Origin of the sequence: Ruminiclostridium sufflavum DSM 19573 (assembly GCF_003208175.1) — a bacterium.
GTDB lineage: Bacteria > Bacillota > Clostridia > Acetivibrionales > DSM-1351 > Ruminiclostridium > Ruminiclostridium sufflavum.
Genome location: NZ_QKMR01000017.1, coordinates 62,008 through 86,364, shown reverse-complemented (window position 1 = coordinate 86,364; position 24,357 = coordinate 62,008). Strand labels below are relative to the sequence as shown.

The 24,357-nt window shown below is 37.1% G+C and carries 31 protein-coding genes; all 31 read right to left on the bottom strand.

Features of this window, described 5'->3' with window-relative positions; translation table 11 throughout:
* Positions 1–441: 441 nt before the first annotated feature.
* On the bottom strand, positions 442–567 hold the full coding sequence (locus tag LY28_RS19695; protein ID WP_278303666.1) for a hypothetical protein: 126 nt from the start codon (positions 565–567) through the stop codon (positions 442–444).
* A 44-nt stretch (positions 568–611) separates the two neighbouring features.
* The gene (locus LY28_RS13985) at positions 612–983 is read right to left on the bottom strand and encodes a SpoVG family protein (RefSeq protein WP_110462812.1); all 372 of its coding nucleotides are present in this window, start codon (positions 981–983) and stop codon (positions 612–614) included.
* Positions 984–1,005: 22 nt separating this feature from the next.
* Entirely contained in the window at positions 1,006–1,566 is a 561-nt protein-coding gene (locus tag LY28_RS13980; protein WP_422785010.1) for a YodL domain-containing protein, read from the bottom strand.
* Positions 1,567–1,589: 23 nt separating this feature from the next.
* Positions 1,590–2,132: a hypothetical protein gene (locus tag LY28_RS13975; RefSeq protein ID WP_110462810.1), complete on the bottom strand. Its 543-nt coding sequence runs from the start codon at positions 2,130–2,132 to the stop codon at positions 1,590–1,592.
* Positions 2,129–2,974 (bottom strand): DNA adenine methylase, encoded by an 846-nt coding sequence (locus LY28_RS13970; protein ID WP_110462809.1) that lies wholly within the window; start codon positions 2,972–2,974, stop codon positions 2,129–2,131. Before LY28_RS13970 ends, LY28_RS13975 begins: the two co-directional genes overlap by 4 nt.
* A 7-nt stretch (positions 2,975–2,981) precedes the next feature.
* The gene (locus LY28_RS13965) at positions 2,982–3,347 is read right to left on the bottom strand and encodes a hypothetical protein (RefSeq protein ID WP_110462808.1); all 366 of its coding nucleotides are present in this window, start codon (positions 3,345–3,347) and stop codon (positions 2,982–2,984) included.
* A 197-nt stretch (positions 3,348–3,544) separates the two neighbouring features.
* Positions 3,545–3,838, bottom strand: a complete 294-nt coding sequence (locus LY28_RS13960) for a DUF4314 domain-containing protein (protein ID WP_110462807.1) — start codon at positions 3,836–3,838, stop codon at positions 3,545–3,547.
* Between the two features lie 99 nt (positions 3,839–3,937).
* On the bottom strand, positions 3,938–4,627 hold the full coding sequence (locus tag LY28_RS13955; protein WP_110462806.1) for a hypothetical protein: 690 nt from the start codon (positions 4,625–4,627) through the stop codon (positions 3,938–3,940).
* A gap of 106 nt (positions 4,628–4,733) precedes the next feature.
* Positions 4,734–5,510, bottom strand: a complete 777-nt coding sequence (locus LY28_RS13950; protein ID WP_110462805.1) for an endonuclease/exonuclease/phosphatase family protein — start codon at positions 5,508–5,510, stop codon at positions 4,734–4,736.
* 213 nt (positions 5,511–5,723) lie between these two features.
* Entirely contained in the window at positions 5,724–7,421 is a 1,698-nt protein-coding gene (locus tag LY28_RS13945; protein WP_110462804.1) for a recombinase family protein, read from the bottom strand.
* Between the two features lie 146 nt (positions 7,422–7,567).
* Positions 7,568–7,726: a hypothetical protein gene (locus LY28_RS19180; protein WP_165835573.1), complete on the bottom strand. Its 159-nt coding sequence runs from the start codon at positions 7,724–7,726 to the stop codon at positions 7,568–7,570.
* Between the two features lie 569 nt (positions 7,727–8,295).
* A complete protein-coding gene (locus tag LY28_RS13940) occupies positions 8,296–8,502 on the bottom strand; it encodes a hypothetical protein (RefSeq protein ID WP_110462803.1) in 207 nt (68 codons plus the stop codon).
* Positions 8,495–8,695: a hypothetical protein gene (locus LY28_RS13935; protein WP_110462802.1), complete on the bottom strand. Its 201-nt coding sequence runs from the start codon at positions 8,693–8,695 to the stop codon at positions 8,495–8,497. The genes LY28_RS13940 and LY28_RS13935 overlap by 8 nt, the downstream gene beginning before the upstream one ends.
* Before the next feature lie 246 nt (positions 8,696–8,941).
* A complete protein-coding gene (locus LY28_RS19175; protein ID WP_165835572.1) occupies positions 8,942–9,094 on the bottom strand; it encodes a hypothetical protein in 153 nt (50 codons plus the stop codon).
* Positions 9,078–9,551 carry a hypothetical protein gene (locus LY28_RS13930; RefSeq protein ID WP_110462801.1) on the bottom strand — a complete coding sequence of 158 codons (474 nt, stop codon included), beginning with the start codon at positions 9,549–9,551 and terminating at the stop codon, positions 9,078–9,080. Before LY28_RS13930 ends, LY28_RS19175 begins: the two co-directional genes overlap by 17 nt.
* Positions 9,552–9,719: 168 nt before the next feature.
* Positions 9,720–10,226, bottom strand: coding sequence for a hypothetical protein (locus LY28_RS13925; protein ID WP_110462800.1), 507 nt, complete (start codon positions 10,224–10,226; stop codon positions 9,720–9,722).
* 136 nt (positions 10,227–10,362) lie between these two features.
* Positions 10,363–11,136, bottom strand: a complete 774-nt coding sequence (locus tag LY28_RS13920; protein WP_110462799.1) for a stalk domain-containing protein — start codon at positions 11,134–11,136, stop codon at positions 10,363–10,365.
* A 10-nt stretch (positions 11,137–11,146) separates the two neighbouring features.
* Positions 11,147–12,382, bottom strand: coding sequence for a PDZ domain-containing protein (locus tag LY28_RS13915; RefSeq protein ID WP_110462798.1), 1,236 nt, complete (start codon positions 12,380–12,382; stop codon positions 11,147–11,149).
* 542 nt (positions 12,383–12,924) lie between these two features.
* Positions 12,925–13,311 carry a helix-turn-helix domain-containing protein gene (locus LY28_RS13910; protein ID WP_110462797.1) on the bottom strand — a complete coding sequence of 129 codons (387 nt, stop codon included), beginning with the start codon at positions 13,309–13,311 and terminating at the stop codon, positions 12,925–12,927.
* Positions 13,312–13,672: 361 nt separating this feature from the next.
* Entirely contained in the window at positions 13,673–14,452 is a 780-nt protein-coding gene (locus LY28_RS13905; protein WP_110462796.1) for a recombinase family protein, read from the bottom strand.
* Between the two features lie 81 nt (positions 14,453–14,533).
* On the bottom strand, positions 14,534–15,181 hold the full coding sequence (locus tag LY28_RS13900) for a SprT-like domain-containing protein (RefSeq protein ID WP_110462795.1): 648 nt from the start codon (positions 15,179–15,181) through the stop codon (positions 14,534–14,536).
* Between the two features lie 147 nt (positions 15,182–15,328).
* Positions 15,329–16,624 (bottom strand): DNA adenine methylase, encoded by a 1,296-nt coding sequence (locus tag LY28_RS13895; protein WP_110462794.1) that lies wholly within the window; start codon positions 16,622–16,624, stop codon positions 15,329–15,331.
* Positions 16,614–17,318, bottom strand: coding sequence for a hypothetical protein (locus LY28_RS13890; protein WP_110462793.1), 705 nt, complete (start codon positions 17,316–17,318; stop codon positions 16,614–16,616). The genes LY28_RS13895 and LY28_RS13890 overlap by 11 nt, the downstream gene beginning before the upstream one ends.
* A gap of 250 nt (positions 17,319–17,568) precedes the next feature.
* Positions 17,569–19,056 carry an HsdM family class I SAM-dependent methyltransferase gene (locus LY28_RS13885; RefSeq protein WP_110462792.1) on the bottom strand — a complete coding sequence of 496 codons (1,488 nt, stop codon included), beginning with the start codon at positions 19,054–19,056 and terminating at the stop codon, positions 17,569–17,571.
* A 71-nt stretch (positions 19,057–19,127) separates the two neighbouring features.
* Entirely contained in the window at positions 19,128–20,006 is an 879-nt protein-coding gene (locus LY28_RS13880; RefSeq protein WP_110462791.1) for a hypothetical protein, read from the bottom strand.
* Positions 20,007–20,191: 185 nt separating this feature from the next.
* Complete coding sequence (locus LY28_RS13875) at positions 20,192–20,482, bottom strand: 23S rRNA methyltransferase (protein WP_340162545.1); 291 nt, start codon at positions 20,480–20,482, stop codon at positions 20,192–20,194.
* 260 nt (positions 20,483–20,742) lie between these two features.
* Positions 20,743–21,003 carry a hypothetical protein gene (locus tag LY28_RS13870; protein ID WP_110462790.1) on the bottom strand — a complete coding sequence of 87 codons (261 nt, stop codon included), beginning with the start codon at positions 21,001–21,003 and terminating at the stop codon, positions 20,743–20,745.
* 62 nt (positions 21,004–21,065) lie between these two features.
* A complete protein-coding gene (locus tag LY28_RS13865; RefSeq protein ID WP_110462789.1) occupies positions 21,066–22,163 on the bottom strand; it encodes a hypothetical protein in 1,098 nt (365 codons plus the stop codon).
* Between the two features lie 56 nt (positions 22,164–22,219).
* Positions 22,220–22,981 carry a hypothetical protein gene (locus LY28_RS13860; RefSeq protein ID WP_110462788.1) on the bottom strand — a complete coding sequence of 254 codons (762 nt, stop codon included), beginning with the start codon at positions 22,979–22,981 and terminating at the stop codon, positions 22,220–22,222.
* Between the two features lie 84 nt (positions 22,982–23,065).
* Positions 23,066–23,569 carry a HEPN domain-containing protein gene (locus tag LY28_RS13855; protein ID WP_110462787.1) on the bottom strand — a complete coding sequence of 168 codons (504 nt, stop codon included), beginning with the start codon at positions 23,567–23,569 and terminating at the stop codon, positions 23,066–23,068.
* A 69-nt stretch (positions 23,570–23,638) separates the two neighbouring features.
* Complete coding sequence (locus tag LY28_RS13850; RefSeq protein WP_110462786.1) at positions 23,639–24,322, bottom strand: Shedu anti-phage system protein SduA domain-containing protein; 684 nt, start codon at positions 24,320–24,322, stop codon at positions 23,639–23,641.
* Positions 24,323–24,357: the final 35 nt, after the last annotated feature.

Sequence of the window (24,357 nt, the reverse complement as noted above, 5' to 3'; positions counted from 1 at the left end):
GTTCCGGTTTAGGCAATCTCCGTTTAGACGGTTAGAAACACAGCTTGTCAGATTGTCGGATAGAACGTTCGTCCTTTTCCATTTATTATGGCTGGCCGGTGCAAATATCACGGACTGCCGTGCCCGCGATTTACACGGCTCCTGCACCGCTTGACACCTAAACTATCGTGTGTCAAGGACTCGACTATGACCCCTTGGACTGTTCATAAAGCAATCAAGCCTTTATCCTCATATCTGACATTTCCCCTTGCCATTCAGTCGCAGCCTTGATAGTTAAACTGACTTATGACGTTACCAACATGCTACACTCCCTGTCCGGTTTCCCTTTCAGATAAGTTGGTTGGAGAGAATTGTGGGCATAAAACCCGGATATTTCTCAATTCCTGCTTTGCTAAAGCAGATTTTCTAACCGTCCGCAGACGTAACAACTTTGTGCAGTTGTTACGCCCTTACGGACGCACCAGCAGTATCTATATATCCGTCTCCTCTGTTGTTGCTTACCGCATTTTTCATTTTAATAACTTGTCCTGCTGCAAAAGTATTTACTCTTCTCATTAATTTTTTCATACTAATTTACCTCATTCTTTCTTCATCATATTTTATTATTCAATTTATATTGTCATTGTTTGAGCATTACCCTGCTCTGTTCCTACAGGCATTTCCTGTTTCTGTACTTGGTTCTGCCCCTGTGTAATTGCCTGCTCATAAGCCCCGATCACTGCACTGTCAAACTCTTTTCTGGCTTCCGCTGTACAAGGAAAACATATATCTTTATATTCACCGTTTCCTGCTTTATAGCTTGGCATTGATACAAATAATCCTTTAGAACCCTCCATCAGTTTTACACCTCGTATGGCAAAAGCACTGTTTATATTAACCGTTGCAGTTGCTCTTAGTGTTCCTTCCGGCCTAATGCTTTGAATTTTTACATCGTAGTGAAGACCTGTATCCTCTTTCTTCTGTTCGTTCGCTGTTTTTTCCATAATATATCGCTCCTTAATTTATTTACATGCCCATCCTCATGCCATGTTCATGCTGATCTGCAAATCCAATTTTCTGAAATCCAACCCTGTCAACATAATGAAATTCACTGCCGCTATCATCGTACAGTTCCACCACATCGGAAATTGAAAGGGAGTGTCCCTTAAATCCATTTGGGTGTTCTATATTGAATTTAGTGTAGATGGATTCCAAGTCATTTGTTTCAAGCTCTCCGTCATAAACCGTTTCATAATTTTTCATACTTGGTTCTCCTGAGAGCTTTAAGACTTCCTCATAGGATTTAAACCTCAGTTCAAAATCCGAATCAGCTTTTAACTGCCAGATACGTACATTTTTAAGAGGTTTTATTTCTTTATGTAGTTCGGAAATTTTTTCCCCTATTGAAAGTTTTTCAAACACTCCGTCTGTCCAATTTGGAATAAGTCTCTTTTCGTTAAGCCATTCTTCAAATTCCTTGCTTTGAAACATTTTGTCCACGGTCGCCTTATCTTCTTTGATATATCCTGCAGGATTACCATAGTAGACAATACAGCCGTTCTTTATTTCAATACCTCTCAATTGCATTACCTCCACTCATCAACGTACTTTCATTTCTTTGTGCTTCTGCAGGTATTAGGGCACACCTGTTTTCCATAGATGATTTCCTCCGACATCAGCCGATTGTTTAGACCTGCCATACAAACTCTCATTGCTTTTAGCATCTGTAGAATATCTTTTGGAACGTCGGATAAGTCATGTTTGTATTCTGCCTCAATGACAGTCACTTCTCCGCTGCCTTCATCTGTATATGCACATAGCTTTGCATCTTTCGGAATACCTGCATCCTCCAAAATGAATTCTGGTAGCCTGATTGATACCGCATCTTCTGTTTCTGCTGAACAGTCACAGCATTCGCAGATTCCAGGTGCATCTGCAAGAGTTATATACAGTTCTTCCACTACCTCTTTCAACCCCTTCAGCGTTTCCACAACTTCCATTGCTGTCATTTCAGATTTCATAAACACTAAACCATTTTTTATCGTTGTTGCCTCCAACTTTCCTACGTCACCAATTTTCTTTTCAGCCTCTTCTGTAATAGGAACACATAGAAAACCCTTTATATTTTGCTTTGTTTGTTTTGTCTGCTTCAATCTGTTTCCTCCTCTGACGAATCATTTTTTGAATCAAATAAGTTCATTTGCTTTGGAGCATTTTGTGCCTTTTCATGCAGGTTATAGTTTGCAATTAATATTTCAGGGAATTGGGCGCCGTTGTCATATCTTTGCTTGATGTTATTGATTCTTGTGTGGCTTTCAATAACAATTCCCGGCTTATCATAGAGGTCTCTAATAAACTCACAGTCGTTATATGACAACAGAAACTTTCCTTCAATAGAAATTAGCGTATCCCTAAGTCGGATGTGATCCTCTTTCCTGAAGCCCTCCTCTCCAACATTTTTGTAGTACTTTTCTGTATCATAGTAAGGCGGATCCAAATAAAAAAAACTGACAGGGCGGTCATATTGCCTTATCAGTTTCTCAAAATCTTTATTCTCAATAACTACCTTTGCAAGTCTGCGATGCGCCTGCTCAATGACAGGAAAATTGCTCCTCATATCATGTGGCTGACTTCCAAAACTAGTCAAACCAGAAGCATAGCTGTACCTTATCAGTTGATAAAAATATGCTGCACGCTTTACATCATCAGCAATAGTTTCTTTGTCCAACATCTCTTTGATTTTTTCAAAATCCTCACGGGAATTTAATACATACATTAATTCATTCTGCAGTTCTTCATAGCAATCTCTAACACAGCGGTACAGGTTGACAAGCAAACTGTTAAAGTCATTATATACTTCAAAATCATTGTTGGGTGGTTTGTGAAACAGTACCCAACCTCCACCGCCGAAAACTTCTATGTATCGCTCATAATATATGGGGAAAAGTGAAACAATTAATTCTCTCATGGACTTTTTCCCACCAATCCAACTCATAAAGCTGTTAATATCTGATCACCTCCTTTTCTCGCAAAATCCAAACTTTTAGCTGTATCTGACAATTTGAATTAGGAAAAAGATGCAAGGCATTGACAAGTCCATTCTTTGCTTCAGAGATTTTTTCAATTCTACTGTTTAGCTGACTAATACTTCTCATAACTTCTTTCTTATTTGCAGCATAATAATATCCGTTTTCATCACTACAGATGGGATAACCATCGCATCGAAGTTCATTAACGATGTCACGAATTTTTCTGCCGCTCATTTGAAATCTAAATTCCAAGCCTTTGCTTTGTACCGCTTTCCCTTCGCCAGTGTGATGTCTTTTCAAATATGTTAAAATTTTTTCTGTAATATCTACATGTTCCACCTCCAATCGCCTCCTTGTTTGGTGAACTTTTTTGGTGAACTTTTAAGTAACAAGAAAAGCCGGTTGTTTATTGCATATTTCAGCAATTCAACCGACCTTACTTGGTTTCAAGTATAAAAACATATGATTCCTTTGTTGTCCTCCAATGCATTGTAATTTTCTACACTAATATTCAAAATGTCCTTGCCATAATTCACCTACATACTCATCCCTCCCATTGATTGATTTTGCTCCTTCTCTTGCTCCGGACTTTCTTCCTGCGGTTTTGAAATAACTTTGAATCTATCTTCACCTGGAACTATACCAAGTGTTCTTCCGTTATCCCATTTCATATGCAGGGTACCGATGCTGTCAATACAAACAACTTCGCCCTGCATGCCACTTTCAATTGGTGCGTGGGGATCTTCCATACTGATTAATTCAATTCTTGTCCCGACTGGGTACTGCTTCTTAATTCTTTCAACTTCACTTCTTGATGGAAAACAATTCATATTCTCACTCCTCCGTTTCTTAATTCATGACATAAAAAAAAGAGCTTATTTTATTCCTGAAGATGAAAACAAACATCTCATTTATAAAATCAGCTCTTATTAGCAATTTACTTGGAACATATCTGCTCCATATTTAGAAATCAAAACAGCATTGATTATGGCTTTGAATGTATCTTCTTCAATTAAATTCTCATCTGCTATTTCATCTATCCTTATGTACTCTCTTCCCAAGATGATAGTTCGTGCTGTTTGGTACAATGCATATTCATCTGTATTGATTCCTTTCAGGTTCATTCTTTTAAAATCAAAACAATCTAAATATGTATGTCCCTTCGCCAAATCCCACAGCCTGTCATCTGCAGTAAGCAGAAACAGCACTGCAAGGTAACTTGGACTTCTATTTTCCATTGATACATTTTGTATCCGGCAGACTTTATAAAATCTGAAACGGTGAATTGGATTTATAAAAATATCCCCATCAAAGTTTCTGACTAACCGGGCAAGCCTTCTCTTGAAACGGTATGATTTGAATTCCTTATAGCAGTTTTTAACAATAGTTTCATAACAAATCATTCCTGCTTTCAATCTTTCTGCAAAACAACTACAAATATTTTTACTGCATTGACTGCCAATAAAATAATTACAATCAGAGCATCTTATATTTTCATTTTTGTTCTGTAGCTTTTTCACTATAATCACCCCACTTCTTCTTGGCATAAAATTTGGTACAAGCATCATCATCTGTTCAAGTTCCTGCAACTCTGTACCATACATAAAATATTTTGACATCGTCTGTTGACCTCGCTTTCTGTTTTTGGGTATAAAAAAAGAGACTAAGTCCAACAATCATTAAATTGCTTAAAAACTTAGGCTCTTTATTTATTTAATTTATTAATTACTTATTGTCTATATATAACAACAACGCACTATGATCTGTAAATTTTAAAGTTGAGTCATCAATAATCATTTTGCTAATTGTAATGTCACTTACGCCTAAAGCATAGTCTATACGAGTTATATTTTTATATGTAAGCTTATCTTTATCATCACATTTTCTTTCGATGCTATCCTCATTAATAATAAATGCTTTGTTATTGATAACACTTTTCCTCCATAAATCCTCTAAACCTTTATCTATTAATTCATAGAATTTTTTCTTTGAATTAGTACCTTTTTCATATACATTCATATCTCCAATAATAATTACCTTATTTGCAATGGTACTATCAAAGTAACTTAGCATATCCTCCCAATAATATTCTGAATCTGTCGGACGCTGATTCCATGATGGGATATGTACACCAACAATTTGGAGATTTGAAATGTCAATTCCAATCCAGCGTGGCCACATTTGGGATTTTGAATTGATTATTGGATTAACTATTTCATAATCTTTCAATTCTTTTGAAATCAAAGCAATTACATGACTTTGAACTTTATAATCCTTCTCACATGTATCTTTTTTAAAAGGATGTTTGGGATATTTCACTACCCATCCCCTTTTATCTAATTCTTCTAAAAACAAATTTCCAACATCTGATTTTCTAAACTCTTGTAAAATTACTATGTCTAGTGATTTATCTGAAATATAGTGTAAAATTCCTTCTGCTTTGTATCTATTCGGTGCCTCATATACTCCAAAGTTGTTGATATTTAATGATAAAATCTTCATATAAGCACCTCCAAAAATTACTATTTATCTTCCTTTCTTTCAATTTTCAGTACTCTCATCAAAAAAGTAAATCCTTTATTTCCTTGAATATCACACTCAAAATTTCTATGTCATCTATATTTTAGCCTATTTTTAAGGGGCAAAAACAAGCATTTTTTCGCTCAATTTTCGCCCCAAAATCACTCCAAAACCACTACATCTTGTGGTCAAACCCTACTTTTTCTCCTCTGAACCACATCTTGTCATCAGAATTATCGCTTCAACTGTACTTTCTGAGTCCCAACTAATTTCATTCACTTCACTACCATTAAAGAAGACTGGAAATCTAAACTTTAGGCTCTTTAGTATACGCCCATCTTCCTGTTCCCCTGGATAGATTTCAACCTTTTCCACAAAGCTATTTACAAACTCTTTCTTCTCCATATCCGTAAATTTATCATACAACTGGTCAAACAACCTTAAAATGTTATAAATACTATCAGCATTAAGTTTATTCAACCTAATATTCTGTATCCTTGCGGCGACCTCGTCCATCTCTATTTCAATTGAATCTATTTTTTCATAGAATTGGTTTAAACGGTCTTGCATATCTTCATACTTTTTATTATACAAAGAGTCCATGATATCCAAGGAATCAATTTGTTGTGCTAATTTGGTTTTTGCACCCTCTGTTTGACGTTGTAATTTTTTAAGATTTTCTAATTCCTTTTCCAATTCAGCAGTGTCAATTTTAGAATTTATTTTGCCTTTTATAGCTTTCTCAAATTTTTCATTCTGCACCAGTTTAGTAATTACCTCTGCAACAGCTTCGTCTATCTTGGCTTGACCCCACTGCTTTTTATAATCGCATTGATGGCCATTTACACGCATTCTATGTTTACAGGCATAGTAAAAGTAATCTCTGTAATAAGTCCCATCCGATTTTTTCTTTCTGTTTACATTACCATACATAGGAGCACCACATAAAGGACAACGTAAAATTCCGGAAAGTATGTTTGCGTGGTCTAAACTGTACTTCTTCTCATACTTAAAACCAGTAAACTTACGTTTTTCTTGTACTGCTTGCCACAATTCCTCTGATACGATTGCTTCATGGATTCCATTGTAAACAGGGAACTCCTTCTGCTTTACAATATGGGATTTGTTCCGTTCCCCTTGTATTTTTTCATTCTTTCTTCTGCCATATGATATCTTCCCCATGTACACAGGGTTATCTAAAACACCTTTAACAAAAGATGCTGAAAAAGCATCTAAAGTACCATTTTGTCTTTTTTTCTTTTGATACTCGGAATTATCGTTTAAATATGAAGCTATTGAATTTATCCCCTTGTTTGTAGTAGCAAATTGATTGTAGATAACTTTAATTACTTCTGATTCTTCCTCTGCTATGACCAGTTTACCATCTATTAAATCATACCCGTATGGTGCAAAGCCACCATTCCATTCTCCAACGCGTGCTTTCTCTTTACGACCAGCCATTGTCTGGACTAAAATATTTTCACGCTCTATTTCTGCAACGGCAGATAAAACAGATATCATAAGCTTACCACTGTCTTTACTGCTGTCAATACCATCCTCGGTGCAAACCAGATTTACTCCATAGTCTTGCATGAGTTGAAGAGAACTCAAAACGTCCGCGGCATTACGTCCAAACCTCGAAAGCTTGAAAACCAAGACAAAATCAATTTTGTCCTTCTGTTGTTCTATATCTGTAAGCATCCTCTGAAAATTGGGGCGTCCTGCTAAATTTTTACCTGAGCCTGCGTCAGTATATTCACCCACAATAGCTAGCGCCTGATATTCTGCATACTTCTTCAGTTTTTCCTTTTGGGCATCTAAGCTATACCCATCAGCCTGCATTTCGGTTGAGACCCTTGTGTATATGTAGCACCTCTTTTTCATCTGCTTCATCTCCCTTTGCAATAGAAATTTATCGGTAATTCAATGTCCCAACCATTATATCAGAGTACATTTGGAAAGTCTATACAAAAAAAGAGAACCCATTTAGAGTTCTCTTTTTTAAGAAATGCCTATAGTAGTTTTTACAATATTCCATATTATGTAAGTTCGCAGCTGTATTTCTCTATCATTTTTGCTATAAAATCTACACAACGCTCAAAACCTGCATCTTCTTTAATCTTGAAGTGATTTTGATGAAAGGTACTAAGAATTTCATTTTCTTCCGTTGCAGTAACGTTAACAGAGGTAGTATTCATAAGGTAAACATCCTTCCGAATTATTTACCTCAACTACAAAACTGTCGTTTTGTACGTATAACTCAATAAACCACTACTGAACCCGTTAACTGTAATTTCAGCCCAATAAAAAACTCCCATCACCGACATCAACTAGTCGATGGAGAGTAGAAGAACCCATTTTCACCAAGACTACACCTTTTATATTTTTTTGGAAAACACTCCGTTTTTATATACAATTCTTTCTAATTCAATCAAAAAATCCCTTATGCTAATCCATGAATGGAATTTCTAAAAAATTATAGAAAGAATAATTGTAACTATAAATAGACAAAAGAGAAGCCAGCAGACTATAAACCACCTATCAACCTTATTGTTGGATTCTCTCTTAAACCCATTAAAAAGGAACAGAAACTGCCCTATATATTTTTTCAACTTGTTAAAGAAAAGTAGCATTTCTTAATCACAATCCCTTCTTGCGCTTTCTGTTCCTGTCCGATCTCCAAACACAACTAGCCCAATTACTGCGGTAAATTCAATGCCCTACAGAAAATGAGGCAGGCCAACCCGGCCTGCCTCATAGATATTTCTTATCTGAAAGACTGTATTCGTCTGTTGACCGCGCGATAATATTTCAAATAAGCGTCAATAATGCTGTTCGCAAGCTCCGTATCCAAAACAAATGATGAATTAGGTGAAACACGGAATAATGCAATTTCGGTCATATGCTTTCTGTTGACAATTTTATAGAACCCATTCCCAAAAGGCACGACCTCCATAAACTCTCTTTCATTCATCCGCTGTACCCCCTTGAACCTCGTCGCTGACAATCTCGCTTATTCTGTCACACGCTTCAATAATGACGTACTTTAAATATTCCATGGAGCGGTTGTCAACGTTGTTCATGTATATATTCGTGTTGGCGTTGCGGATTATATTACTGGATTCATCTTCCAGTTGAAAGGATATATCGAACCTTGCTTTTTTCATAAAGGTGTGCCCCCCCTAAATCGTTTTTATTATTTAGTACAGGGAAAGTACATTTTTAAGCCACCTATGAACTATTCCGTTGCCATTAGGTATTTTAACCCCAGGTCACCTTACCCCCAACAGAATTCTATAATCCTCTAAAACGCTGTATGGCCTTGTGGGTGCCCCCTCTGGTACGCTGTATACCATTAACCCAAGCAAACTATCCCAAGACATAAAAATAAGCCTGAACCACTTGGAACAGGCTTATTTTATATTTACAGATTTTTTAGCTCCTCCAACAGACCTTTTAACAACTCCACCAGCTTGAACAACAGGAACAAAGTCAATATCAATATCACCGAGCAGAAGCCCAACCAGAACGCCAATAATATATTCAAAGCTACTGCACCTCCTCAATGACCTCCACGCCCTCGCAAACAGTAACCTTACCCTTACTGTCCATGTAAACCCCGCCACTGACACAACCAATTTCCAACAAGGCCTTCAGTTTGCCCTCCGTGATACTCGTCCGACCGTACCGGCTATTGACAACCTCATAAACAGTACCGTCCTTGACCTTATGAACACCCACCGCCACAAAGAACACATTGGCAACCGCCCCCGTCATTTCCATGGGCTTCAAGGTTGAAATACCCGTCTCCACCATGATATTACTGGCATGAAAACCGTCCCTGTCCAACTGTAAAGAACCTTCAGCGTCCACTATGAAGCCATAAACCCTTTCACCACTTGAAATCATGTCCTTAATCTGTTTTTCAGTCAGACCGATAAACTCCTTTGTTTCGGACACATAAACCCTGTATCCCGTGACGCGCTTACCCAGCATTACGCAGTTAATAACGAATTTCCCCATGATTGTTTCCACCTTTCAAAATGTTTTACAGATTAATCAACCTGTCAGGGGCAGATGGTAACGCTGATTCAAACGAGTTGCAAGAGATATTTTGAAGTTTTTATAAGTTATTTTTGAGCATGAAAAAGGCTTGGGCAAAACGCCCAAGCCTGGTTGTTATAAAGTGCTTTACACAACGACAGAGTCAGCAGATACCTCCCACATTATTTTTAACCCTTCCAAGTCCAATGATGAATAGTATTTCTTTTTACTAAGTGTATAAGCTGTTATCTTACATTTCATTAAATGATATTCTGTGGTATGCCATTTGAAGTTGTCATATTCCTGCTCATTGAGCTTATATTCATATTTATCATTTGGAGCTATAGGTACAGCTCCAAAATCGCAATTACAAATTACTCCATTTTTGCCCTTGTGAGTGAACTCAACAGTCGTTAACATTAAGGACAAGTTGCCCGTATTATAACAGATTACAGAATAACCAGAAGATGAATATTTATTATGTAGTTTACGGCCCTCATTTAATATGTCATTATATTCATCATTAGCAATTATCTCAAATACAATCTTAGGTTTTTTTCGTCCAAGAGCGTATCCCAATAATGCGCCAATGATTGTACTTGCCAGTGTAATGATTCCAGAAACAATTTCACCTGTATACTTGCTTATATCCATCTTATAATCACCATTCCTGAATGAAATCTTATTTATAATCCGTTTATATACTTAATATACCTGATGTTTCCCTCAAAAGCAAACGGGCAACACCTAAATAAAAGTGTTGCCCGTCCACTATTTGATTACCAGTTATTCACTCCACCAAGTATGCGTTATAAAGCGCCCCGTTAGGCTCTATGTAATAATATCCTGAATTGTTAAACTTATGAGGAGATACCGAATAATAAATCCTCAGCTTATCAATCCCCGTCACATCAATGCTCAACTCAACTGGCTTGTCACCCGACGCCAGCGATACCTTTTTTAGCTCCTTCATCGTGTCGCCATCCTGAAAGATAAAGGTTGTGCTGCCCTGACCGTCAATCGACGCTGCGTTGACTTTGAGCGTCGTGAAGTCCCCATTTAGCAGATATGTAACAGAATAACCCGTTGGAACATCCTTCAGCGTCCAGCCCAGAATGCTTTCACCGGCAAAAGCGTACAGCATGTTATCCGGTGAATACTTTTCCTGACGGTTCATAAAGCTCTGTGCGCTGATAAAATCACCCTCGCCGCTGTAGGCCTCCAGTGTAGACATGTCAACAACTTTTCCTGATGTAGAATCCTCTATTGGCTCCGTTGATAGGTAAACCGTATTGGAATCCCCGTTCCACTGCACATCCAAGCCCAACGCATCACTGATGGCGCGTACAGGCAAATAGGTTGTGCCGTCTATCACAAACGGCTCCACTGTTTTTCCTGTCGCATCCGTAAGTGACAACTGTTTCCCGTCCAGAACAACACTGATTCCACTATAAGTAAGGGTTGCTGTTTTCGTATAACCTGTTGCCGCATACGCTGTAACTGAAATTGTGACTGCCAAAAGGAGCGTGACAGACAATATAGCAAGTCCCGTTTTCTTCATCATGTCACCTCCGCTACTTCGCAAGCGTCACGTCAAAGGTCAGGTATTCCTCCACCGCGTCAGCCCCGTCCCCCTCATAGTCAGCCGGTCTGTACACATAAACTTTGACCACATCACCAGCGTTATGCGTTTTCAAAAGTGTGCTCAATTCGTCCGTTGAAGCCACTTCCGTATCATCCACCTTGTAAATAACGTCGTATAACTGCATTCCCGCTGTTTGCGCCGGCCCGTTTGGAACAAATGCTTCGACATGCACACCAGCCGGCCAGCCCTGCATCATCATTGCCAAGGCAGAAACAGTCGAACCCCCAATACCCAACGTCGCGCCGGTTGCTGTTGTGCTCTCGGAGCTACTTTCAAGCATATATCCGGTTGAGGTATCAATCTTAATGGTATTCGCTGTCCCGTCCCACGTGACCCCAAAGTCAAAAGCCTGTCCAATATCTCTTAACTTGAAGTAGTTATTCCCATTAATCGTATAGGCCGTTAAACTGACCTTGCCCCCATCCTTATAAATGGAAGATGAATTTATAATCGCTTGCTTGGCTTTCCCATCTCCAGTTGCCATTTCACCACCTGTCACTGTATAGGGTGAACCGGACACCAGATTAATGACCTTGCTTGTCCCGTCCCAAGAAACATTAAACTGCTTTCCCGTGCCGCTCAGTACCTTTGCCAAATCGCGCAGTTTAAAATAATTATTCCCGTTTATCGTATAAGCCTCAAACGATACCGATGAACCATTGACCAGCACCTTTGACGCTGTGGGTGTTGCTGTCACAGTTTCCGCTGTCGCCGGTTCATCCCTAACCACGACAACAAAGCTTGCCCCCATAGCCGCCTCTGGAGACGCAATGACTGTATAAACACCTGTGCCCTTCAAGGTGCTGCTGTTTCCTGACAGATAGTACAGCCCCTCCGCGTCCAGCTTCAGGTCGAGAGTCAATTCCTCATACAAATCACCCAACTCAACGCTGTTATCCGTGACAACCGCGTTTGGATGATAATAAATGATTTCCCGCATGAGGTCTGAGCCATAGAAGCTTATCGTTGTTGGCGATGATACAAAATACACCGTACGATATTGAAGCTCCTTGACCGAGGTTACATTACTGACCGTTACATACCCGTCCTTGCTGTCATCAACTGTGATTTTTGTTTCCTCAGTTGCCGCCAGTGCTGTCACTGACAGGGACAGAACCAGCATTGCCGCCGTGAGGAGGGAACCCACTTTTTTAAGTCCTTTCATTGTTACACTTCCTTGTTTGTTATTTCGAGTTCGACAGAGCTTGTCCCAAGAGGCCAGGTCATACACCTGACCTCCCGGGCTTCACTCCATCGAGAAATAACAAAATGCGATGCAGGACGTAACCCCTACACCGCACAAAATATGCGAAACACAACATCATAATGCTCCTTGTCAAAATGGCAAAGAAACACTATAATAGTAATGTGGTACAGTTTTCACTGTTGTGTAGGATGCTAGTACCATCCTATGCAGGTCCTGAGGTGCTACCAACACCTCAGGACTGCCGCACTTATTATTCTCGATACTGCAATTTTACCGTAAGATTTCCAAATTTGCAATAGAGTAATGGATAAATTTTAAGAGCCTATCTCTTGGCAGAGGTAGGCTCTTATTGTTATAGTCTCATATTTATTTTGTCCGAACGCATTTATATATACCCTCATGGCTGAAACAATGGATAGCGAACCCCGTTACCCACGCCAAACCCAATACACAACTAGCAAAGAAGTAACCCTCTATGTCGGTTGTATTTCTTGTGTTGCTCATTTCCCTGCACCAAGTGGAAACAACCTCATATCATGCAAAGCCCTGTAAACCGCCGACTTACTTACGCCAGTTAAACGAACAATTTCAGAAACTCTTGTAATACCGTTATCAACATGCGTTTTAATTTCTTTGTAATACGGATACTTAACGTACAAATCCCCAAGCCAATGTTTTTTATCCAAGACATAAGGTAGTGCTTCTATTTCCGCAAGAAGATTTTGCAAAATACGGGTATCGCCGTTATTGGTCAAAGCCATTTTTGCAATTTCATACTGCGTCCTTGCATGGTTATATTTATCCGTCATTATGTCCAGTTCCTTTTTCAGCTTGTTATACTCTTCTTCCGTATAAGTCCTTTGCGTCTGCAACACCGACACCCCCATTCAAACCTCCTGCGCAAATAATTTATCCGTGAACCCTTTCCCAAATTTTGAAACATCATTTTTTCTCTATAAGATTCCGATCATACGCCCAACACCAACAATTTCATATCCCAACCAACTTTTTATTTTCATTAAAAATAATTACAACCACGCCCACCCTGTAATGACCTATCAAATGTTATGATTTTTCTCAACTAGCCAACTCAAATTTTTCACTTGAATAAGCCAGTTTTTCACCCTAACCACCAATCACCCTTATTCGAACTTAAAATTTCCCTAAACGCTGATTCGCTCTCACTGAATCAACTTTTTTCATCACTGTATATTAAACCGTTATATTTCCATGCCAACTTAACCCCTTTCAAAGTATAGACCCATGCCGACCTTCCGCTTGAATCCCCGAATACCTGTAAACCCCTTTATAAAAGTCCTCTTTGTCCAAAATGCGCTTGACAAGCATTACATTAAAGTTACCGCCGTTCTTCCCTTTGTAGTCCTCCATATTCAGAACGTCGGAGATCTTCCGCAAGGTCAGCCAAGGACACATTGACCGCAATTCAAATACCCTGCGTACAGCTTCGGCCTGCCTGTCGTCAATCTCCATAACCTTGCTACCCCTCTTTGACACATAGCCATAGGGAACGCCCCCGCCGGAATACCCCCCGTCCTTGGCCTTCTGAACACGCCCACGCTTCAGCTTCAAGGCAATTTCCAACCTCTCGTAAGTGTCCAACAATTCAAACATACCGTTGATTAAAATATCATTGGGATTGTTGCTGTAAATGGTATATGTTGGTCTATCGATTGCCCTGATATCCACGTCATGTTTTTTAAGTTCCCTATGTATCAGCACCTTCACCATATCCGACCGCCACAGCCTAGAAGTGCTTAAAACCACAACGTACTTGATGTTATCATTTTTCAGTCCTGCAAGCATATCCATTAAACCGTCCCTATCAATGCTTAACTCGTCCTCGTTTGCTCTCGCTCCGGAAATGCCTTTGTCGTCATAAATTTTGACCAGTTCAAGCCCGTTATCCAAACAGTATTTTATAATTTCCTCTCTCTGCTCCTCCAGAGAATACCCCTGTTTGACCTGACCCTCCGTTGATACTCTGATATATCCACAAGCCCTTTCCATGTCCTAAAACCTCAATTCCTGAATTATTCTTTTAACCGCAATTCAAATTGAAGTTAAAACACATAGAAACCCCTATTGTTTTTACACCTTGACTAAGCTCGTCATGCAATCCCCGCAGATTAAATGAACATCTTTAGTAGCTCTAACACTGATACCACAGCCATCACACCTATATTTTCTTGTGCTTGATTTCCTTTTCCCGACGCCACCAATACCACTACCGCCATCAGTGCCATTGTCACCGCCCGGAGCAGGAGGCAGGTCAACACTAATTACCCCAGTCCTTGAATGACTTATATCCGCACACAGCCCATTTTCCTTGATGACCTCAATAAACCTGTCAGTCGGTGAAGTCTTGCTGTACCCGATATATTGAGCGTATTCAATCTTCAAATCACATTTTTCAGCTTCATCCCTAAACAGCTTATTATGATACCGCCCGCCCTTGCTGGTGTCATTGATACCGCTAACCATGCAGAACAGGTGAACCATCTCATGAAGCAGAGTAGCCAGTACGTTTTCAATGGGGCGTGCCAAATGCTCCGCCCCAATGTTGATTTCATGGTAGCTGTCCGCTGTATCCGTCCAAACCTTATGAACGGTGATATACCCAAAACTTTTTGGACTGGATTGAATTGTTATAACGGCATCAGGCAGACCGCAATCAAAATATACCTCGTTAAACACTTCAAAAGCTCTCTCAAACAGTGCACTATCAGAAGCAAGCATAATAAAACCTCCAATTATTCAGCTTGCAGTAGTAATACAAAACTGCTTCATTGGAGGTATAAGACTTGGCAGTGCACTTTCAAGAAAATGCAGATATAAAACACAACGGCACCCACCCCAAAAGGTGAGTGCCATTATTCTTTTCTGTCAGTAGTTATACCAAATGACCTCCACACGGGTATTGTCCACTTTACCGCCAACCCCAGTCGTTGTAATGAATTCTTCCCGTCTCCAGCCCGCATCCTCATTGAGGTATTTATTATAGAGTGCCAAATCATAATTGCTGACCAGTATTCTACACTTTGCCTTCTGTATACACCTTAGAAACTTTTCCTGCTCGTCATATCCGAATGACCTTGCGTATACCTCACCAAGATTTTTAGGCATTTTCTTACTGTCGTACTTTTTTTGAATGGCCTCCGACAAGCTCTTTTCAGCGTCAATATCAATATCCTTCAATAGTTTTGCTTCATGCTCCACACTGATATAGCTTGGGTCACAGTACATCATGACCCTTGGATTGTTTATCCACTCATTCATCATACGGTATTGAGGAGGCACATTTTCTATTGGCGTGTCAATGTCCACAAACAATCTACGCCTAAAAAAGTCAACAGCGTCAATTTGATGGATATATACGCCCTCCAGCCGTTCCGCACAGTCATATAATTTCATCACTTGCTTCAAATAATGGTCGGTGTCCTGAAACTTTTCTTTGCTGTAGGTTTGACCCATACCGTCACGGCTGCATTGAAAGACATAGTATGTTGCAACTGCCAAATCTATATCCGAGACAGCTTCGCCTATATCCTGCGTCCGTTCAAGATATCCCTGACTGGATTTCAGTAAATAAAGCTGAACCCAGTTTGAGAGCTGTTTTTCAAACTCTACACGGAAGTCATTATCTTTCGTTAAACTATCTTTTAGAGTGCTGATTGACTTTTGAACGGAATTACTTACGTCCCTATGATTCCGCTTGTTTTTGTTAGGTTCTTTACTTTTGACAGGGTGGGTAGCCTCATACATGATTTCATCCAACAGTGCATTGGCTGTAACAGGCTCGACAATCTTTTTTGAAGTCAACAGCTTTTTTAATTTTCCCCTTTCCTGCTCTTCCAAATCAATTTCAGCATTATCGTAAATGGCCTTCTGCTTGTCAAATTCCTCTTGGCTGTATTCCGTTTCCTCATAAAGGCGGTGGATAAACGTCCTTGCCAATTCTGCATCTGACAGCACCCGCATAAGAGCTTGCAAGGCTGAACTATAATCATTGTAGCGCTCAACTTTATGCCTAGGTTTGTTCAAAAGCACCCTGCACATACCGCCAAAGGGAGTTATAAAAATGTCGCTGTCATCATAATTCAAACGGTCGGCAATAAAATGGGCCATGCGCCCCTTGCCGCCATAATAGGGAGCAATGGAAAGGGTTGGCTTACGCTTCATTGGTATCACTCGTTTCCGTTTTCTTGCTGTCCTTTTTTGTAGGAAGTTCAATCCCTAATTTCTTCCTGTCGAATGCAATTACTCTTTCAGGCTTGCCGTTGATTCTGGCAAGTATGGCATATCTGTCCCCGACTGTATGAAGATACCCCTGCTTATCTAAGCTGGCTCGCAAGGTTTTCATTTCATAACTGCTGTACCCGCAATCATAGGCAAGGTCGTTGAACATGTTGACAGGGACATAACACAAATCATCTTTTATAAGGGTTTTATCCCCCTCAACGTACAATTTAACCTGTCCAATTAAATCCGTTATCCTGTTGTCATCTGCGCCCAAAGTGACCGATGTTTCAGATATATCCAAATAATTCTGTTCAATCGTTTTGTAGAGGTCACGATAATATGTATTCTCCAGCACAACGCCATATTTTCTAAGTTGCTTAATGTCACTATCCAAGTCCAAAATAGAGGTGACAATTGAGCCATTTTCCTTACCACGCAGATAACTGGTTATCTTCAAGCTTTCCTCAAAGGTGTCGCTGTCCTTATATCTCTCTAACTTAAAAGAAAAACGCTTTTCATTTTCCGCCCTGACGCTTTCCTCTGAAACTATAATCGTGTTACCTTCATTGAATTTCCAAATGACTTTTTTCTTAGGCTCGGATTTCTTTGTTGTTTGAGCAGACTTATTTTCCATTTTCACAACCTCCAATTGTCAAATTATTGGTTTTAGTGTAGCACACACAAATCAAAAAAGCCATTCTAAATAGAAAAGGTGTTTATCTCAACAAAGATAAACACCTTAAAAATTATTATTTAATGTTCTTGCGTTTGGTTACAGAGGTTATTCCGGTTTCACTGGTTACAAGTCGCTTAAAGCTATCTTACATAACCATATTAGCCCACTTGACAGGCCTTGTCAATGCTATAGTTGTTTTTATTTTTTATCATTCAATATTAAACAAATGATTAAAATATTCATTTATTTTATCATGTCCTTTATCAATATTGCCCGTTTCAACTATAGTTTTAACCAATGATGTTATATACTCTAAATCACTATCTACAGTAAGAATGACAGGTAATTTCTTTAAGTAATTAGACGAATTATTAGCAGTAGGGTTTATTAAGTGAATCAATTTATTAGCAATATCTGAATTCAAAAATCCTAAAAGAAAGTATAAATGCTTTTCATCCTTAGGGAAAATCCCTACAATACTTTGGTCAAAAACCCTATTGACCATAAGAGTAGCATTTATTTTAGAACTCTTAACCATAGGCAACCCTATACCCGTTCTAAAATAATACGATGAATTCTGGAATCTTGCCTTCTTATCAGTATTATAATGCTTTATTGCATCCTTACTCCAATCTATCAGCCAATCATTGCCAATACGAACATATTTTGTTGATGAGGAGCTTTTTATAATAGGTATATACTTATATGCTTCATCTGTTCCCTGTAGGCTATTACAATTAAAATCAATTAAATCAACAGGAACTACGGGATAATCCTTCGAGTTTTTTACAGAAGCATCTACAACACCCATATAACCAAGATTGTTTCCTGTATATATCCCTGTGACACATTCTGCAATATCTCCTAATTTAGTTTCACAATTAGAAATAATATCACTTAAAATATCATTACTTAAAATAAATGCATGATGTTCATTATTATAAACATCTCTCTGTGTAAGGGTTATGGTTTCTAAATCATCAATATTACTTCTTAAACCTATGCGTTCTATATCTCTATCTACTTTTAAACCCTTTATTACATTAAAGGTGTTATTTAAAGCATCATGAGTGCTGTGCGTCTTTTCTACTGTGATAATGCTTAAATTGCTATACCCAAAAGAAACACCAGGGAAGAACTTACTTGGAAAAATCAAAATTTCTTTAATTTTTGTGTTTTCTAACAGATATTTTCTAAGGGCAGTATGATTATGTAAAAATAAAAAGGTGTCAGGTATAATAAAAGATAGAACCCCTTTGTTTCTAAGTATCGAAACACACCGCAACAAAAACAATGAATATGTTTCCTTTACATAGAACCCATTATATTTCTTTTTCAACTCATCGCGTCTATCATATTCTTGCCAACCACCGTAGGGGGGATTACCCACAATTTTATCATAATGCCCATTCTCTGCATATCTGTCAAAAACTTCATCCATTAGAGTATCTGTAAGTCTTATTTTAATTTTTTCGTTGTATGAATATTTACGCTTTAAGGTTTCTACTGCTTCTATATTCAAATCGCAAGTATCAATATTTAGACTTTGACCCAACTCTAACATGGTATCTATAAAGACACCATCACCACCACAAGGCTCCAGTATCTTATCAGAGGGAGTAGGGGCAATCATACTTACCATGTATTTTGTAATGTAATTATTTTTTGTATAAAAAGAACGATAAACATTATCCATAATTTTCTCCAAATTAACAATAGGATTACTTAAGTAAAATCTTAAGTAATCCTATTGTATCGCAGAACCAATTACCATGTCAAATATTTTAATAGAGCATTACGATTTAAAAACTCTCTAAACTGTGGACTTATATCATTTACCCAATCCATATTCTCAATCATCCATTTCTTCAAGTCAAACCCTGTAAAGTGTGCTATCGCATTATACGCTTCATCAGCACAAAATACTTGCCAATATGGAGACTTTTTTAATGTCTTCAAATAATGGTTATTTTCTTCTTCCGGCTGTCGTACAAATATTAAATTTTTATGTATGTCGGGTAATGATTCATAAATACTACCCACTAATAACAATCTATTAGTATTTCCTTTTTCATTGCTACTGAAACCACTTTTATAATCTACGTCATAGAATATACCATCTTGTTCAAAATGAAGGTCTAAACCTAAATTTACATTGCCACTATCTATTAACATCCAAACTTCATTATAGTATTGCAATAACTCCTTTTTTGCTTTTTCAGGTATATCTATACTGCTTACCAAATTATTTATTTTATCTTGTAAGGCTTTCTGTATTTCTCCAAAACTTGGAGGATTATATAACCTCAACTCTTTGACAGGATAATAGAATGGGGTTTTACAAAATGGTTCCCATATCTCACCTATTCGACGAGCAAAGGCCATGTACTCATAAGGCCAAAACATATTACGATATTCTAACATGACTACATAGCAAACATAATTTATAAGTAAAATAGAATCTAACTGTTCTGCATATGGTAGACCCTTTTCTAATACTTTTTCAATGCGCTTAGAAGCATAACCCATTATTTCCTTATTTATTGCTCCAGCTTTTCCTTTATAATCTTTGCCCGTATTATTTATTACAGTAGCATATTCATCTGCCTTTTCCCTGAATTTTTCTAATAACTTTACTTTATCCACAAAAGACGCCTCCAATTGTACTATACTAAATCATTTCAGTTTAGCACAATTGTGGTGTTTTTGTCAAAATTGATTTTAGTGACTTTCTACAATATTGCTTCTATTTTGGGATATATATCTGAGTTCACACCTATTTTAGAAAATCCTATTATTATTTTTATGATTTAAAAAATAACTTAAACCCTTTATATCATCATAAAATGCTTTAATGCGTCTGTTATAGCTTGCTCCTTTTCAACTGGACAATTAGGCACTCGTGCGTCTTCTGATTTTGGCAGGTTGTAGCTTTGACCAACCTCTAAACCCAGTTTTCTTTTAACCTGCGAAATATATAGGCTTGATACTTTCAAACCGTGATTATTCTCAACATGGTCTTTGATTTCCTCATAGGTAGCCTTACTCTCAGAAGCAGTAATATCAAGCTCGTCAAGGTTTAAGTCGATTTCTATTCTGTCATCCGGATTTTTTCTGGACAAACAAACAACCGTCTCTACGTGCCTTGAGTAGACAAAAATGATGTAGGCAGAGCCTAATAGGGCCTTGGCGGAGGGATATTTTTCTCTAAAAACGGGTTACAATGCTCCGCTTTTTTGAAACCTACCCTCCGAATTTTACATCGGAAACCATCATTTGTGTCAGGCACCATGAAGTGCTGCTACAACTTTACCAGTAAGTAAAAATTGTGCGCAATAAAACTATCAAACAAGTTGTGGTTTGAGAGCTTTATTCTGAACAATTATTCAATTGTCTTGATAAAGTCTTTTTCCATAATTAATCCGGATTTAAAGTACACCGTTGCAGTTCTTTCATCCTTGATGACTATACGTTCAATCGTCTCATTCAGTACAGATTTGGTTATATCAATTTTACCAAACTCTGATTTATCATCGAATAGGCAATTCTTTAATGTAGCTTTTGTTTTCATCAAATATGCTGTTGCCTCACTAACTGTTGTTTCTAAAATTGATGTAAACAATTCCACCAGCAATTCTACCATTATTGCTTCTTTTATCGTTGGCGACTTTTTGCATTTTTTAGTTCCATTCTTTCTCTTTGCTGTTAATAATGATTATAAAATGCAATAGTGCCATCTGCAAACAACTCTACATCATCATTTGATATAGGTTCAAAAAATATAGGCGAAGTATCTTCATTTAAACTATTCTGACTGTGGGGACTTTGAATAAGTTTCAACACTCTTTCCGCTAATCCGAATATAACATTTTTCTCAAGAAAATTACTCTTTGCCACACCATCAGGCTTAAAAACCGGATAAAATAGGGAATTCGACTCAAATAGGATATAAGTATTCCCCTCATAAATTTCACTTTTGTAAGGTTCAACAATCTCTATTGTACTATCTGATAGTAATTCATTTGCTAATTTTATATATCCAAGCATCGTAAACCATGTTGAATAATGAATTCTTAACATTTTATGATAGTCTAGAGTATCTATTTCATTGTCATTACTTGGATCAGAAAAGTGAATTGCTGATTCCCACGACTTAGAACTTGATGAGAACCAAACTCCTGAAGCGTAAGAGTTTTGTACAGACACAGGAAATGTGTGCTTTTTTATAAAATTTTCAGCAGATTTACATTGTTCAAGACCATATTTAATAGTAGATTTCAATTTGAAATTAATTTTACTTGGACATGAGCCTTTTGACTCTAAAATAGCTATCTTGTTACTCTCCTTTCCACAAATTATAAAATCAGGACTTTCACCACAATAAGACACACTTGGTTTGAATGTCTTTATGTAGTTTTGAAAATCTAATACAATTGGATACTTTAAAATCTCTTGCGCAAACAAATAATTAATACCTTGAGCAAGTTCACCAATTCTACTACTCAAAGAAAAGTCTCTGTATTTTTCAATTGACTCATTTTTGATTCTTAAATTTTTTTTACTGGAATCAATTAGTATTTGAATATTGAAATAAGCACTAATCCCTTGAAACAAGTATTCAATATCATTTGGTTTTGCTGAAAGGATTGTTCGAGCCATAGCTACTGCTAATCTCAATGGTGTTAATTCTATTTTCTTAGAAACCGTGCTACTTGTATCTATTTTTAGTCTTGCTCTTGTTTTTCTAGCTGATGTACAAGTATATTCAATGATATTAATTTCCTTTTTGCCAGTTAAAAACACAATCTTACCCCCGTTTAGTTCACTTTTAATTATTCTTGAGCGCAATTTTCTTATATTTAAAATTTATTTTGCGGCAAAATCATATTTAAAGGTTCACCTATATTTATTTCATACTGTTCTACAATCTTTAGTAAACTCACACCTAATCTATTCCTCAATATTTGCAGATGATTTATAAAATCTTCACAATTCGAATTAACTGAAGTTGTATTCATAAATGTTCTACAGTCATTAATCATTAATGAAACTAAAACCTCTAAACTTGTACCACTTTCTTTAATATTACCTTTGATTTGTGTTAAAAATGTCCGTATTTCTCTTATTGATAAAATTACACATTCTTTATTTTCAGCTAATAATTCTACAAATAGTGCTCCCCTATCCTCTAAAAAAGCTACTACATGCTTAACTAAAGTAAGTTCTTCTTGATTGAGATTTCCTTTAAGTCGTAGTTTTTCTGCGCCTTCAAGATACTTTTTTATTATACCTTCATGTTTCTTCTTCCATTCCTTTAAAACTTCTTTAGGATAATCCAAACCATTATTTTTATCAACCAAAATAGAACAAGATCCGCATAACCAAATAGCATTTTTAATACTTTTTCTCTCATCCTCAGTTTGATTTATATCATATCTAGGTCCTTTAGGGCTTGCAGCACAAATATGTGATGCTACGCCATGTTTAGACGACTTCTCATCAATTTCCTCACATGGGCCTATAGTTAATCTATTGCACAAAGGATTTGAACATATGTATCCTGCGCGTTCGGCAATCGTCTCTCTTACATTTTGTGGAAATTCGTCTCTGTTACTATTCAAATATAGTCCCCCTTAGATATAAGTATTTTTGTTCTGTTGTAGAAAGCTTTTAACTCCCTACAATAGCTATGTTAAAATCATATCCTATACTCTACTTAAATCTTTTAAGTATTTATTTAGATTATTAGCCATATTCTGAATCTCTCGACAGTCTGTTTCAGAAATTATTAGCATAGAATAATGTTTATTTTTTTCATAGTAATTCGGATATCTCAAATCATTATTCAAATACTCAAAGCGAAAATTCTTGAGTATCCCATTGCATATCTGATTTTTCATTTGTTCCTGTAAAATCAAATCACCTCTGCAATAAATGCTAATTAGGAAATCTATTGATTTTTCAACTGAGTGGCCAATATTCTTAAGTTCTTTTCCAAAATACGGATTAGTAGAATCTATTATATTACATATCTTCTCTTTCACTGATTTTTCCATGGATTGAATATATAAGTAACTCGCTTCATTATACATTCTATTATTAAAAAGAATTGAAGCTGCTTGATAGTTTTTTAATGCGATTTCATTATAACAAGTTGCTACATCAATGCTTCTTTCCATATTCCTTTTGCTTCCTATATTCTTTTGCATTTTACCTCCTTTAAATCAATGACCTTTTCTTAGTAAAAATTACATTTGTATTAACAAATGACATAATATTTATTTGTTAAAATAGTGCCCATGAACTTTATCAACCCTTCTTAAAAATGACTCCCATGAATAAACATGTAGCCAATATTTATCCCGCTCAAACTGAGTCCTCTCACTGCTATCAGTATATTCATCTTTAGATTTCCCCCCAATTACAACAGTTTCAATTTTAATGTCTTTATTAGGGTCAACTTCTAAATACCCTTTAGGCCCTAAAAGGGTATTCGGCTTATACTTCTCATCAATTACTTGTTGTCTAATTTTGTGTATATAATTTCTAAACGTTTCATAATTACTATCTATGTATCTTAGATGATTACTAATTTGCTTCACTGCATCATGAATATGTGCATTCATTCCTTTATAATGGCTTGCTTTAACTGTAAAAAAATCTGCTCCCTTTACCTCAATTAAATACACTAACATTCTTGAACGAGAAGTTAATACAACAAAATCTACAATATCATCTCCAATAGGTAATTCAGTCAAGCAAATATACTCATCTTGTGGGGATTGAAAGTAATCAGATAAAAACGACAAATCTTGTTTTATAACTTTTTGGATTTCCCTTTCGTTAGCTCCATTCTCAACTAATTCTTGAAGGTTTTCAATGGGAATTTGATCTTGCCTAATTTTATCTCTTCTTTTAGTCCATTCTTCTGGCTCTTTATAAACATAATCTTTGTTAAGCATACACAGTTTCCTTTTTTTCTGGTAGTTTTTATAAT

What these genes read in the sequence shown, in the direction of transcription:
- LY28_RS13925 (WP_110462800.1), bottom strand. Translation starts at nt 10,226, where the DNA reads ATGGATATAAGCAAGTATACAGGTGAAATTGTTTCTGGAATCATTACA.
- LY28_RS13945 (WP_110462804.1), bottom strand. Translation starts at nt 7,421, where the DNA reads ATGAAGCAGATGAAAAAGAGGTGCTACATATACACAAGGGTCTCAACC.
- LY28_RS13970 (WP_110462809.1), bottom strand. Translation starts at nt 2,974, where the DNA reads ATGAGTTGGATTGGTGGGAAAAAGTCCATGAGAGAATTAATTGTTTCA.
- LY28_RS13980 (WP_422785010.1), bottom strand. Translation starts at nt 1,566, where the DNA reads ATGCAATTGAGAGGTATTGAAATAAAGAACGGCTGTATTGTCTACTAT.
- LY28_RS13920 (WP_110462799.1), bottom strand. Translation starts at nt 11,136, where the DNA reads ATGATGAAGAAAACGGGACTTGCTATATTGTCTGTCACGCTCCTTTTG.
- LY28_RS13850 (WP_110462786.1), bottom strand. Translation starts at nt 24,322, where the DNA reads ATGCTTAACAAAGATTATGTTTATAAAGAGCCAGAAGAATGGACTAAA.
- LY28_RS13870 (WP_110462790.1), bottom strand. Translation starts at nt 21,003, where the DNA reads ATGGTAGAATTGCTGGTGGAATTGTTTACATCAATTTTAGAAACAACA.
- LY28_RS13960 (WP_110462807.1), bottom strand. Translation starts at nt 3,838, where the DNA reads ATGAATTGTTTTCCATCAAGAAGTGAAGTTGAAAGAATTAAGAAGCAG.
- LY28_RS13955 (WP_110462806.1), bottom strand. Translation starts at nt 4,627, where the DNA reads ATGTCAAAATATTTTATGTATGGTACAGAGTTGCAGGAACTTGAACAG.
- LY28_RS13940 (WP_110462803.1), bottom strand. Translation starts at nt 8,502, where the DNA reads ATGAATGAAAGAGAGTTTATGGAGGTCGTGCCTTTTGGGAATGGGTTC.
- LY28_RS13950 (WP_110462805.1), bottom strand. Translation starts at nt 5,510, where the DNA reads ATGAAGATTTTATCATTAAATATCAACAACTTTGGAGTATATGAGGCA.
- LY28_RS13935 (WP_110462802.1), bottom strand. Translation starts at nt 8,695, where the DNA reads ATGAAAAAAGCAAGGTTCGATATATCCTTTCAACTGGAAGATGAATCC.
- LY28_RS13895 (WP_110462794.1), bottom strand. Translation starts at nt 16,624, where the DNA reads ATGAAGCGTAAGCCAACCCTTTCCATTGCTCCCTATTATGGCGGCAAG.
- LY28_RS13985 (WP_110462812.1), bottom strand. Translation starts at nt 983, where the DNA reads ATGGAAAAAACAGCGAACGAACAGAAGAAAGAGGATACAGGTCTTCAC.
- LY28_RS13910 (WP_110462797.1), bottom strand. Translation starts at nt 13,311, where the DNA reads ATGGGGGTGTCGGTGTTGCAGACGCAAAGGACTTATACGGAAGAAGAG.
- LY28_RS13900 (WP_110462795.1), bottom strand. Translation starts at nt 15,181, where the DNA reads ATGCTTGCTTCTGATAGTGCACTGTTTGAGAGAGCTTTTGAAGTGTTT.
- LY28_RS13855 (WP_110462787.1), bottom strand. Translation starts at nt 23,569, where the DNA reads ATGCAAAAGAATATAGGAAGCAAAAGGAATATGGAAAGAAGCATTGAT.
- LY28_RS19695 (WP_278303666.1), bottom strand. Translation starts at nt 567, where the DNA reads ATGAAAAAATTAATGAGAAGAGTAAATACTTTTGCAGCAGGACAAGTT.
- LY28_RS13915 (WP_110462798.1), bottom strand. Translation starts at nt 12,382, where the DNA reads ATGAAAGGACTTAAAAAAGTGGGTTCCCTCCTCACGGCGGCAATGCTG.
- LY28_RS13890 (WP_110462793.1), bottom strand. Translation starts at nt 17,318, where the DNA reads ATGGAAAATAAGTCTGCTCAAACAACAAAGAAATCCGAGCCTAAGAAA.
- LY28_RS19180 (WP_165835573.1), bottom strand. Translation starts at nt 7,726, where the DNA reads ATGAATACTACCTCTGTTAACGTTACTGCAACGGAAGAAAATGAAATT.
- LY28_RS13905 (WP_110462796.1), bottom strand. Translation starts at nt 14,452, where the DNA reads ATGGAAAGGGCTTGTGGATATATCAGAGTATCAACGGAGGGTCAGGTC.
- LY28_RS13930 (WP_110462801.1), bottom strand. Translation starts at nt 9,551, where the DNA reads ATGGGGAAATTCGTTATTAACTGCGTAATGCTGGGTAAGCGCGTCACG.
- LY28_RS13885 (WP_110462792.1), bottom strand. Translation starts at nt 19,056, where the DNA reads ATGGATAATGTTTATCGTTCTTTTTATACAAAAAATAATTACATTACA.